At 69.7% G+C, this 11,991-nt stretch carries 10 protein-coding genes; 5 read left to right on the top strand and 5 right to left on the bottom strand.

The window, feature by feature from the left end:
- Positions 1–6 precede the first annotated feature (6 nt).
- Positions 7–1,167, bottom strand: coding sequence for a tRNA guanosine(34) transglycosylase Tgt (gene tgt / locus AC1DSA_RS03350; RefSeq protein ID WP_477886042.1), 1,161 nt, complete (start codon positions 1,165–1,167; stop codon positions 7–9).
- A gap of 10 nt (positions 1,168–1,177) precedes the next feature.
- Positions 1,178–2,209: a tRNA preQ1(34) S-adenosylmethionine ribosyltransferase-isomerase QueA gene (gene queA, locus AC1DSA_RS03345; protein WP_477886040.1), complete on the bottom strand. Its 1,032-nt coding sequence runs from the start codon at positions 2,207–2,209 to the stop codon at positions 1,178–1,180.
- 51 nt (positions 2,210–2,260) lie between these two features.
- On the opposite strand from queA, the gene recG reads away from it, so the two are divergent.
- The 4 genes from recG to ubiA are packed head-to-tail and all read left to right on the top strand — an operon-like array spanning position 2,261 to position 7,176.
- The gene (gene recG / locus AC1DSA_RS03340) at positions 2,261–4,405 is read left to right on the top strand and encodes an ATP-dependent DNA helicase RecG (protein WP_477886038.1); all 2,145 of its coding nucleotides are present in this window, start codon (positions 2,261–2,263) and stop codon (positions 4,403–4,405) included.
- A gap of 22 nt (positions 4,406–4,427) precedes the next feature.
- Entirely contained in the window at positions 4,428–5,381 is a 954-nt protein-coding gene (locus AC1DSA_RS03335) for a LysR substrate-binding domain-containing protein (RefSeq protein ID WP_477886036.1), read from the top strand.
- The gene (locus AC1DSA_RS03330) at positions 5,378–6,319 is read left to right on the top strand and encodes a Dyp-type peroxidase (RefSeq protein ID WP_477886034.1); all 942 of its coding nucleotides are present in this window, start codon (positions 5,378–5,380) and stop codon (positions 6,317–6,319) included. Before AC1DSA_RS03335 ends, AC1DSA_RS03330 begins: the two co-directional genes overlap by 4 nt.
- Positions 6,316–7,176, top strand: coding sequence for a 4-hydroxybenzoate octaprenyltransferase (gene ubiA, locus AC1DSA_RS03325; RefSeq protein WP_477886032.1), 861 nt, complete (start codon positions 6,316–6,318; stop codon positions 7,174–7,176). The genes AC1DSA_RS03330 and ubiA overlap by 4 nt, the downstream gene beginning before the upstream one ends.
- A 100-nt stretch (positions 7,177–7,276) precedes the next feature.
- Here ubiA and proC read toward each other — a convergent pair whose 3' ends face one another.
- From proC to AC1DSA_RS03310, 3 genes are read right to left on the bottom strand one after another with little or no spacing between them, the layout of a single operon-like run.
- Positions 7,277–8,098, bottom strand: coding sequence for a pyrroline-5-carboxylate reductase (proC, locus tag AC1DSA_RS03320; protein WP_477886031.1), 822 nt, complete (start codon positions 8,096–8,098; stop codon positions 7,277–7,279).
- Entirely contained in the window at positions 8,095–9,255 is a 1,161-nt protein-coding gene (locus AC1DSA_RS03315; protein ID WP_477886029.1) for an esterase-like activity of phytase family protein, read from the bottom strand. The genes proC and AC1DSA_RS03315 overlap by 4 nt, the downstream gene beginning before the upstream one ends.
- A gap of 33 nt (positions 9,256–9,288) precedes the next feature.
- Complete coding sequence (locus AC1DSA_RS03310) at positions 9,289–10,338, bottom strand: LacI family DNA-binding transcriptional regulator (protein WP_477886027.1); 1,050 nt, start codon at positions 10,336–10,338, stop codon at positions 9,289–9,291.
- A gap of 237 nt (positions 10,339–10,575) precedes the next feature.
- On the opposite strand from AC1DSA_RS03310, the gene AC1DSA_RS03305 reads away from it, so the two are divergent.
- Entirely contained in the window at positions 10,576–11,991 is a 1,416-nt protein-coding gene (locus AC1DSA_RS03305) for an ABC transporter substrate-binding protein (RefSeq protein WP_477886025.1), read from the top strand.

The raw sequence follows: 11,991 nt of genomic DNA, 5'->3' as shown, positions 1-11,991 counted from the left end.
GCGGGCTCAGATCCCGCGCTTGCGGTCGGCGCGGAACTCCGCCGCGAAGGCGGCGAAGCGGCCGGTGTCCAGCGCATCGCGGATCTCGCGCATCAGGTTCAGGTAGAAGTGCAGGTTGTGGATGGTGGCCAGCATCGGGCCCAGCATCTCGCCGCAGCGGTCCAGGTGGTGCAGGTAGGCCCGCGAGAAGACGCCCGTCACGCTGCCATCCGGATTCGTGGTTCCCTTGCACGTGTAGCAGCCGCAGGTTTCGTCCAGCGGGCGCTCGTCGCTGCGGTGCCTGGCATTGCGGATCTTCAGGTCGCCGAAGCGCGTGAACAGGTGGCCGTTGCGCGCATTGCGCGTGGGCATCACGCAGTCGAACATGTCCACGCCCTGTGCCACGCCCTCCACCAGGTCCTCGGGCGTGCCCACGCCCATCAGGTAGCGCGGCTTGTGGGTGGGCAGCCGGTGCGGCGTGTGCGCCATGATGCGCAGCATCTCTTCCTTGGGTTCGCCCACGCTGACGCCGCCCACGGCGTAGCCGGGAAAGTCCATCTCCACCAGCGCCGCCAGCGACTCCTCGCGCAGGTTCTCGAACATGCCGCCCTGCACGATGCCGAACAGGGCATTGGGGTTCTCCAGCCGCGCGAATTCGGCCTGGCAGCGCAGCGCCCAGCGGCGCGACAGCTCCATCGAGAAGCGCGCCTCCTTTTCGGTGGTGACGTGGCCCTGCGTGTCGTAGGGGGTGCACTCGTCGAACTGCATGACGATGTCGGAGTTCAGCGTCGTCTGGATCTGCATGGAGATCTCGGGCGTGAGGAACAGCCGGTCGCCGTTGACGGGCGACGCGAACTTCACGCCCTCCTCGGCGATCTTGCGCATCTCGCCCAGGCTCCAGACCTGGAAGCCGCCCGAGTCGGTGAGGATCGGCTTGTTCCACTGCTCAAAGCGGTGCAGGCCGCCGAACTGCCGCAGCACGTCCAGGCCGGGCCGCATCCACAGGTGGAAGGTGTTGCCCAGGATGATCTGCGCTCCCATCTCCTCCAGCGAACGCGGCATCACCCCCTTGACGGTGCCGTAGGTGCCCACGGGCATGAAGATCGGCGTCTGAACCACGCCGTGGTTGAGGGTCATGCGGCCGCGCCGCGCGAGGCCCTCGGTTTTCAGCAGTTCGAACTGGAGCATCGTGGGGGTCTCAGGAAGTCTTGCGCGCCAGCAGCATGGCATCGCCGTAGCTGAAGAAACGGTAGCGGCTTTCCACCGCGTGCCGATAGAGCTGCATCATCGCGTTGTACCCGGCGAAGGCGCTCACCAGCATCAGCAGCGTCGACTTGGGCAGGTGGAAGTTGGTGACCAGCAGGTCCACCTCGCGGAAGGCGAAGCCCGGGGTGATGAAGATGTCGGTGTCGCCACTGGCCTGGCCGCTGCGCGCCCAGGACTCCAGCGTGCGCACGGTGGTCGTGCCCACGGCGACCAGCCGGCCGCCGCGCGCGCGCAGCGCGGCGATCGCCTGCTGCGTGGCCTCCGGCACTTCGTACCACTCGCTGTGCATGCGGTGCTGCGCGATGTCTTCCGTCTTCACCGGCTGGAAGGTGCCGGCGCCCACGTGCAGCGTGACGCTGGCGCGCTGCACACCTTTCGCCTCCAGTGCCGCGAGCAGGTCTTCGTCGAAGTGCAGGGCGGCCGTCGGCGCGGCGACGGCGCCCGGATTCTTCGCGAACACCGTCTGGTAGCGCCGCGCGTCCTCCGCCGTGTCCTCGTGAGTGATGTAGGGCGGCAGTGGAACGTGCCCGTGCTGTTCCATCAGGCGGTAAGGATCTTCGCTGAACGCGAAGCGGAACAGGGGGCCATCCTCCTGCGGCCAGCGACCCAGCAGGGTGGCGGTGAAACCGCCGTCCATGCGCAGCGCGGTGCCCACCGGCGGCTTCTTGCTCACCTTCATGTGGGCCACCACCTCGTGGCCGGCCAGCACGCGTTCCACCAGCAGCTCCAGCTTGCCGCCGGTGGGCTTCTCGCCGTACAGGCGTGCCTTCACCACCTGCGTGTCATTGAACACCAGCAGGTCGCCCGCCCGCAGCAGGTCCGGCAGCTGGTGGAACACGCGGTCGACCGGCGCGGGGCCCGTGCCATCGAGCAGGCGCGAGCCGCTGCGCTGGGCGGCGGGCTGTTGGGCGATGAGGTCGGGGGGCAGGGCGAAGTCGAAATCGCCCAGGGTGAACTGGCGCATGCGCTTGAGGGCTGGACAGGCCCGTTCCAAACAAGAGGGCAGAATTGTCCCATGCCCGACAACAAGGCGCTGTCCGAGCCCCGGAAACCGCCGGGGCGCCGCAAGGGTTCCGCTCCTACCGCGGGAGCGGACGCTGCTGCGCGGCGGCCGGAAGGGCCCCAGGCTGCCCTCCACAAGATGGGCCTCGCGCGCGACATCGACCTGGCCCTGCACATTCCGCTGCGCTACGAGGACGAGACCCGCATCGTCGCCCTGCGCGATGCCCGCGAGGGCGACACGGTGCAGATCGAGGCGACGGTCACCGACGCGCAGGTGCAATTCCGCCCGCGCCGCCAGCTGGTGGTGACGGTGGACGACGGCAGCGACACCTGCGTGCTGCGGTTCTTCAGCTTCTATCCCTCGCAGCAGAAGGCGCTGGCCGCGGGGACGCGATTGCGCATCCGCGGCGAATTGAAAGGCGGCTTCCTCGGCTGGCAGATGGTGCATCCCACCTACAAGGCGGCGGGCGGCGAACTGCCCAACGCGTTGACCCCCGTGTATTCCACGGTGGCCGCGCTGCCCCAGGCCTACGTGCGCAAGGCGGTGGCCAGCGGCCTGTCGCGCGCCGACCTGTCCGAGACCGTGCCCGCCGACGCGCCGCCGGCGCCGGGCCAGGCGACCCGCTGGAGCCTGCGCGAGGCCCTGCACTTCCTGCACCACCCGACGCCCGAGGCCTCACTGGCCGCGCTGGAGGATCGCAGCCATCCGGCCTGGCTGCGGCTGAAGGCGGAGGAACTGCTGGCGCAGCAGCTGTCCCAGGTCGAAAGCCGCCGTGCCCACGATGCGCTGAGCGCTCCGCCGCTGGTGGCGCGGCCTGGTGGCCTGCATGAACAGCTGCTCGCGGCCCTGCCGTTCCAGCTCACGGGCGCGCAGCGACGGGTGAGCGAGGAGATCGCGGCCAACCTGCTGCGCGACCGGCCGATGCACCGTCTGCTGCAGGGCGACGTCGGATCGGGCAAGACCATCGTCGCGGCCCTGGCCGCCGCCATCGCGATCGACGCCGGCTGGCAGTGCGCCCTGATGGCGCCGACCGAGATCCTGGCGGAACAGCACTTTCGCAAGCTGATCGGCTGGCTGGAGCCGCTGCTGGCGCCGCGCGGGCTGCGCGTCGCGTGGCTGACCGGCAGCCAGCGCAAGAAGGAACGGGGCGAGATGCTGGAGCTGGTCGCCAGCGGCGAAGCCGCGCTGGTGGTGGGCACGCACGCCGTGATCCAGGACCAGGTGCAGTTCCGGTCGCTCGGCCTGGCGGTGATCGACGAACAGCACCGCTTCGGTGTCGAGCAACGGCTGGCCCTGCGCGGCAAGATGAACGAAGGCGGCGGCGAACCGCACATGCTGATGATGTCTGCCACGCCGATCCCGCGCACGCTCGCCATGAGCTATTACGCCGATCTCGATGTCTCCACCATCGACGAACTGCCGCCGGGCCGCACGCCCGTGGTCACCAAGCTGATCTCCGACAGCCGCCGCGACGAGGTGGTCGAGCGCATCCGGGGCCAGCTGGCCGAAGGACGCCAGGTCTACTGGGTCTGCCCGCTGATCGAGGAGAGCGAGAGCCTGGACCTCACCAATGCGACGGCCACCCACGAGGCACTGAGCCACGCCCTGCCCGGGGTGATGGTGGGCCTGCTGCATTCGCGCATGCCGGTGCCGGAGAAGAAGGCGGTGATGTCGCTCTTCACCGGCGGGCAGATGGGCGTGCTGGTCTCCACCACCGTGATCGAGGTGGGCGTGGACGTGCCCAACGCCTCGCTGATGGTCATCGAGCATGCGGAGCGTTTCGGCCTGTCCCAGCTGCACCAGCTGCGCGGGCGCGTCGGCCGCGGCGCCGCCGCCTCGGCCTGCGTGCTGCTGTACGCGGCGGGGGACAACGGCCGGCTGGGCGAAACGGCGCGGGCCCGCTTGAAGGCCATGGCCGAGACGAACGACGGCTTCGAGATCGCGCGGCGCGACCTGGAGATCCGCGGGCCCGGCGAGTTCCTCGGCGCCCGCCAGTCCGGCGCGCCGCTGCTGCGCTTCGCCGACCTCACGACCGACGTCGCCCTGCTGGAATGGGCCCGCGAAGTGGCGCCGCTCCTGCTCGACCGCCATCCCGGCCTGGCCTCCCAGCACGTGGCCCGCTGGTTGGGTGGAAAATCGGAGTACCTGAAAGCGTGAGAAGAACCGAAGAACAACCCGCATGACGCTCACCGAACTCAAATACATCGTCGCTGTCGCGCGCGAGAAGCACTTCGGCCGCGCGGCGGAGGCTTGCTTCGTGTCGCAACCGACGCTGTCGGTGGCGATCAAGAAGCTCGAGGATGAGCTGGAGGTGAAGCTGTTCGAGCGCAGCGCCAACGAAGTGTCGGTGACCCCGCTGGGTGAAGAGATCGTGCGCCAGGCGCAGAGCGTGCTGGAGCAGGCGGCGTCCATCAAGGAGATCGCCAAGCGCGGCAAGGACCCGCTGGCCGGCCCGCTGCGCCTGGGCGTGATCTACACGATCGGCCCCTACCTGCTGCCCGACCTGGTGCGCCAGGCCATCGCCCGCACGCCGCAGATGCCTCTGATGCTGCAGGAGAACTTCACCGTCAAGCTGCTGGAGATGCTGCGCACCGGCGAGATCGACTGCGCCATCATGGCGGAGCCCTTTCCCGACACCGGGCTGGCGATCGCCCCGCTGTACGACGAACCCTTCCTGGCTGCGGTGCCCAGCACGCATCCACTGGCGGAGCGCAAGACCATCACGTCCGAAGAGCTCAAGCAGGAGACCATGCTGCTGCTGGGCACCGGCCACTGCTTTCGCGACCACGTGCTGGAGGTGTGCCCCGAGTTCGCGCGCTTTTCCAGCAATGCGGAAGGCATCCGCAAGAGCTTCGAAGGCTCGTCGCTGGAAACCATCAAGCACATGGTCGCCGCGGGCATGGGCGTGACGCTGGTGCCGCGGCTGTCGGTCCCCAAGGACGCGTTCGCCACGCGTCCCAGGCGGCGCAGCGACGACCAGTCCTTCGTCAAGTACATCCCCTTCGACGGCGATCCGCCCAGCCGCCGTGTCGTGCTGGCCTGGCGCCGCAGCTTCACGCGCTACGAGGCCATCGCCGCCCTGCGCAATTCCATCTACGCCTGCGAGCTGCCGGGCGTGAAAAGACTGTCATGAGAAAAGAAAGCACGACGCCCGGCGACAAGCTGTACCAGCCGGGCATCTTCGACGGCGTTCCGCCGGTGGCCCGCTACGTGCTGTTCAAGCTGGGCCGGGACGTCGACGCCGTAGCCATCAAGGAGGCACTGACCCGCCTGACGCCGCTGGTGAACGGCAGCGACGTGGTGGTCGGTGTCGGTCCGTCGCTGGTGCGGGCGCTGGGCGCCGAGATTCCCGGCCTGCACGAGTTCCCCGATTTCTCGCGCGAAGGCGTGCCGGTGCCGGTGACGCCGGGCGTCCTGTGGTGCTGGCTGCGCGGCTCGGACCTGGGCGACCTGCTGCACGTCACCCGCAAGGTGCAGCAGGCCCTCGCGCCGGCCTTCACGGTGCAAGGCGCGGTCGATGGCTTCCGGCATGCGTACCGGGAGGGCGGGCATGGCCACGACCTCACCGGCTTCGAGGACGGAACGGAAAACCCGACCGGAGAGAAGGCGGAAGAAGCCGCCTTCGCGCACGGCCTGGGCGATGGGCTCGACGGCGCGAGCTACGTCGCCGTGCAGCAATGGCTGCACGACCTCGACGCCTTCGAGGCCCTGGGCGACGCCGAGCGCGACAACTGCTTCGGCCGGCGCCTGGCCGATAACGAGGAGATCGAGGACGCCCCGGAGGCGGCACATGTCAAGCGCACCGCGCAGGAGAGCTTCGAGCCGGAAGCCTTCGTGCTGCGCCGGTCGATGCCGTGGATGGCCGGCATGCAGGCGGGGCTGATGTTCGTGGCTTTCGGCCAGTCGCACCAGGCCTTCGAGCAGCAGATGCGCCGGATGGCGGGCCACGAGGACGGCATCGTCGATGCGCTGTTCACCATCTCCAGGCCGGTCGATGGCGCCTACTTCTGGTGCCCGCCCATGCGCAACGGGCGACTGGACTTGCGCCGGCTGGGCCTCGGCGTGACGTGAAGACCAGGCTTGCGCTCTACCTCGACCTGATCCGCTGGAACCGTCCCGCGGGCTGGTTGCTGCTGCTGTGGCCGTCGCTCTATGCACTGTGGATCGCGGCGGGGGGCTTCCCGGGCTGGCACCTGCTCGCGGTGTTCACGCTCGGGACCATCCTGATGCGCAGCGCCGGCTGCTGCGTGAACGACGTGGCCGACCGCGAATTCGACCGGCACGTGAAGCGCACCGCACAGCGGCCGGTGACCACCGGCGCGGTGTCGGTGCGCGAGGCGCTCGTGTTGGGCGCGGCACTGGCGCTGGCCGCCTTCCTGCTGGTGCTCACCACCAACGCGGCCACCGTCGCCTGGTCCTTCGCGGCGCTGGCGATCTCGATCGCCTACCCCTATGCCAAGCGCTACGTGTCGATGCCGCAGGCGGTGCTGGGCGTGGCCTTCAGCTTCGGCATTCCCATGGCCTTCGCCGCGGTGCAGGGCGAGGTGCCGCTGCTCGCGTGGGTGCTGCTGCTGGGCAACCTGTTCTGGGTGCTGGCCTACGACACCGAGTACGCGATGGTGGACCGCGACGACGACATGCGTATCGGCATCAAGACCTCGGCAATCACGCTGGGGCGCGCCGACGTGGCCGTGGTGATGGCCTGCTACGCCGCCGCCATCGCCGTGTGGGCAATGGTGCTGGTGGGGCGCATTCCGCTGGCCGTGATCCTGCTCACCGCCGCGGCGGCGGCGGGGCAGGCGCTGTGGCACTTCGCGCTGATCCGCGATCGTTCGCGCGAGGGATGCTTCAAGGCGTTTCGCCTGAACCACTGGGTGGGGTTCACGCTGTTCGCGGGCACGGTGGCCGGGTACGCGCTGAACGCGTAGGAATTCGTAGGCTGGGGTGAGCGCGCAGCCGAACCCCAGCGCTTGCGCGCATCGCTGGGGTTCCTGCGTCACCCCAGCCTACGACGCCACAGCATCGGACTCACTTGCCGAATTCGTCCCCGAGTTCTTCCGCGCGCCTGCAGGCGGCGTGCAGCGCCTTCACGAACGCCGCCTGGACCTGGTCCTGCTCCAGCGAGGTCAGCGCGGCGTAGGTGGTGCCGCCCTTGGAGGTCACGCGCTCGCGCAGCGTCGCCAGCGGCTCGGTGGAGGCGCGCGCCAGCTCGGAGGCGCCGGCGAACGTGCCCACCGCGAGCCGGCGGGCCTGCTGCGCATCCAGGCCCATCTCGGTGCCGGCCTGGGTCATCGCTTCCAGGAAGTAGAAGACGTAGGCGGGGCCGGAGCCGGACAGCGCCGTCACCGCGTCGAGGTGCCGCTCCTGCGCCACCCACAGGTGCTCGCCGGTGGTGGCGATCACCTGTTCCACGCGCGCCTTGTCCTCGCTGCCCACGGCGGGGCGTGCGTACAGGCCGGTCATGCCCTTGCCCACCAGCGCGGGCGTGTTGGGCATGCAGCGCACGATGCGCTCGGTGCCCAGCCAGGACGCGATGCTGTCGGAGCGGATGCCGGCGGCCACGCTGAGTTGCAGCGCCTGCGCGACGTGCGCCCGGGCCTGCGCCGCCGCTTCCTTGAAGGTCTGCGGCTTCACCGCCCAGACAACGAGGCTGGCGGAGACGAGCGCCGGTCCGGCGTGTTCGTCCGCCGCGACGCCGAACTGCTGCCGCAGCCGTGCGCGCGCTTCGGCGAAGGGCTCCACCACCATCATCTGCGAAGCCGGCAGGCCCTGCTGGATCAGCCCGCCGATGATGGCGCTCGCCATGTTGCCGCCGCCGATGAAGGCGATGCGGGTGTGCTGGTCGTTCATGCGGATTCCTCGTAGTCGAACGCGGCGAACTGCGTCACCTGCCGCGCGCTGAAATTGTCGTCGCTCACCACCACCAGGCTGCGGTGGCCGTTGGGCAGCCGGGGTCCCCAGCACATGCCCTCGGTATTGTCCAGGCGCGAGAGGCCCAGATGGTCGAAATCGGCGACCAGGCGCTTGGCCGCGGGCCGGTACTCACCGCTGCGCAGGCGCGGCAGCGACAGCGTGTCGCTCGCCTCGCGGGCGTCGATTTCGTAGATGCGCAGCGAGGTGCCGACACCCATGATGAAGGCCCGCTCCAGCACCAGCATGCGGTCGGCATCGATCATCAGGATCTCGCTCACGCCGTTGTCGGTGAAGCCGCCGGGGATCGGCGGCGCACGCGGGACCGCATCGGGCAGGTAGGCGACCTGGCGCACGGCGTGGCCGCTCGCCACGTCGAAGGCGGTGAAGCGGCAAGGGCCACCCGGCCGGCCCACGCCCGGCACCGGCCCGTCCTGCTCCAGCGCCGCTTCCATCGCGACCCAGGCCGTGCGCGCATCGGGCGTCAGCGCCAGGCCTTCGAACGTGTTGTTGTCGCGCGGACCCGTGCCGGGCCGGGACGCGAAGTGCAGCATCTGCGGGACCTCGAAGTCACGCACGTGCGTGCCGTCCATGCGCGCTTCGCGCAGCGTGGGTGACTGGTTGTTGCGGTAGTCGCCCTCGCTGGTCCACAGCACGCCGCGGCCGCCGGGCAGCAGCCGGATCGCTTCCGGGTCCACCACTTCGCCACCGGACTGCCGTTTGGGGAAAGGCTGTCCGCGCGCGTCGCGCAGCGTCACCACGTCGAGCAGCTGTACGTCGAGCTTGGCCGGCTGCAGCTCGACGCGCAGCGTGTAGAAGCGCGCCGGCTGCAGCTCCGAGCGGTCGTCGCTCAAGGCGACCCACAGGCCGGTCGCGGGATCGTGGTCGATGCCGGACAGGCCGCCGACCGTCGTGCCGCGGAATTGCAGGCCGTGCGGCAGCAGCGATTCGCCCAGCAGGCGCAGGCGCACGGGCCCGGTGGCTGGCGTGGGAGCGGGAGGCGCGGCACAACCGGCGAGCGCAAAGGCCGTGGCGGCGGCGGTGCCGCGCAGGAAGGTGCGCCGGTCCAGGCCGGTGCGGCGGCGAACTAGGGACATGGGCCGGAAGTCTATCGGCGCCGGCGGCCGGGCTCAGCGCGGCGGCGGGGCGGTGCTGCCGCGGCGCACCAGTTCGACCGGGTACTCGAGGAAGCTCTCGAACGGACGTCCCTCCAGCCGCGCGACCAGCTGGTCGGCGGCGGCACGGCCGATGTCCGTGATGGGCGTCGCCACGCTGGTCAGGCCCGGCGTCTGCGTGGCGCCCAGGTCGGTGTTGTCCACGCCGGTGATCGACATCTGTTCGGGGATGCGAACGCCGGCCTTCCGGCAGGCCACCATCGCCCCCACGGCGAACACGTCGTTGGTCGCGACGACGGCCGTGGGCCGGTCGGGCAGGGCGAGCAGGCCGGCCATGGCGGCCTCCGCCGCGGGCAGCGAGATCGGCGCATAGGCCACGTGATGCTCCGGCAGGACCAGCCCGTGGTCCGCGAGCGCCGCGCGCAGGCCTTCGCCGCGCGCGCGGGCGCGGTCGTTGCCGGGCAGCGGTGCGCTCAGCAGGCCGATGTGACGATGGCCCAGCTCGATCAGGTGGCGCGCCGCCTGGTAGGTGGCCGCGCGGTTGTCGAAGCCCACGCTGGGATGGCGCCGCAGCGGATCGACGCCCCAGGTGAGGACGTAGGGGCGGCCATAGTCCTCCAGCTGCGAGAACAGGCCCTGCTCGTGGTCCAGGCCCACCAGCAGGAACGCGTCCACGCCGTGCTCGATCAGCTGGCCGGCGATGCGGGTCTCGCTCGCCAGCTGGTAGTGGTGCTCCGCCAGCACCAGCGCGTAGCCACGCTCGTCCAGCCGCTGCTGCAGTGCGCTGGTGGTCCGCGCATAGAGCGCGTAGTCGAAGGAAGGCACGATGGCGCCCACCATCTTGCTGCGGTGGCTGCGCAGGGTGCGGGCGGCGCCGTGCGGCACGTAGCGCAGCTTCTTGGCGGCTTCCAGCACCTTGTCCCGGGTGGCCGGATCGACCTGCAGCGAGTGGTTGAGGACGCGCGAGACCGTGGCGGTGGACACTCCGGCCAGCCGGGCGACGTCCTTGGCGCCCGAACGGGACTTCTGCGGCGCGCCCTTTTCCGCGGGATCCGGCCTCTCCATGGGTCCTTCATGTAATCGGTTGCAAGCGCGACCGCGCCCATTGGGCCGGACTGTAACCCGATCAAATCGCCAATGAAATCCCTCTGTCGCAGGGAAATCCCGGAGTGCGCACCCCCGCGGATGACCGGTAGACTGAGACGGTCATGTAATCGATTGCATGGCAGGTCGACATCCCGCGCCGGCACGATGAGCCGGCCCCGGCGGCTTTCCTTGCCAGAACACGAAGGAGACACAGCGATGAAGAAAGCGAACCCCGGGGCATCCGGCGCCCTGCCCGCGACCCGCCGGCAGTTCATCGGCCAGGCCGCGGCGCTCGGCGCGGCCGGCCTGGGCGGCGGCTGGGTCGGCACCGCGCTGGCCCAGCAGCCTGACCTCGCGCCCTACACGCGCGCCAAGATCAACTGGAAGCAGGCCGAGGGGGAGTCCATCTCGGTGGCCGTGATCCCGGCCAGCTATTTCGAGAACCTGCTGGGGCTGCTGCCGCAATTCGAGGCGCTCACCGGCGTCAAGGTGCGGGCCGAGAAGGTGCCGCCCGGCCAGATCCGGCAGAAGGCGATGCTGGACCTGTCGTCCAAGACGGCGACCTACGCCACGCACGCGGCGGACCCCATGTACTACCCGCTGTATGTGTCCAACAAGTGGGTCGAGCCGCTGGACAAGTACCTGGCGGACACGACTCTGACCGACCCGGCGTGGTTCAACGTGAACGACGTGCTCAAGGCCTGGCGCGACGCGAACTCCATGGACGGCAAGCTGTATGGCATGCCTTACGACGGCGAAGTGACGGTGCAGGTCTATCGCAAGGACCTGTACGCGGCCAAGGGCCTGAAGCCCGCCGACACCTACGACCAGCTGCTGGCCAACGCCAAGGCGCTGAACGATCCGGGCAACCGCCAGTACGGCCTCGCCCTGCGCGGCTTTGCGGGCGCCGGCCAGAACATGTACATCTACCCGTCGCTGTTCCGCGGTTTCGGCGGCGACTGGTTCCACAACAAGCAGCTGGTCGTCAACAGCCCGGAAGCGGTGAAGGCCCTGGAGTGGTACGTGAATGCGCTGGCGCAGTACGCGCCGCCCGCAGTGCGCAACTGGAACTGGCCCGACATCGCCGACGCCTTCTCGCAGGGCACCGTGGGCTGCTACCTCGATGCGCACTCGTCGGCGGCGGTGATCACCAATCCGGAGAAGTCCAAGGTGGTGGGCAAGGTGGCCTATGCCCGCTGGCCCAAGGGTCCCAACGGCAAGGGCGTGACCTCGATCTGGAACTGGGGCTTCCCCATCAACGCCGCGCTGAGCGAGAAGCAGAAGAAGGCAACCTGGCTGTTCATCAGCTGGGCCGCGTCCGCCGAGACGCAGGCGCGCACTTCCTGGAAGTTCGATGGCCCGGCCAAGCGCTCCGGCCTGAACCGCCTGTCGCTGTGGAAGGCGCCGGAGTTCGCCGCGGCGATGAAGGGCGCGGGCGACAACTTCATCGAGGCGGCGCTGGAATCGCTGGAGCACGACACCGACGTCGAATGGCGCCCGCGCGTGCCGCAGTGGCCCGCCATCGGCGAGACCATGGCCACCGCCATCCAGGCGGCGCTGGTCGGCCAGAAGAAGCCCAAGGAAGCGCTGGACGAGGCGCAGGCGCGCATCGCCCAGATCATGAAGGGCTGA

The sequence above is a fragment of the Ramlibacter sp. P4_H7 genome, assembly GCF_056400765.1.
The sequence above is the reverse complement of the archived record's forward strand: the minus strand, read 5'-3'. Positions and strand labels throughout refer to the sequence as shown.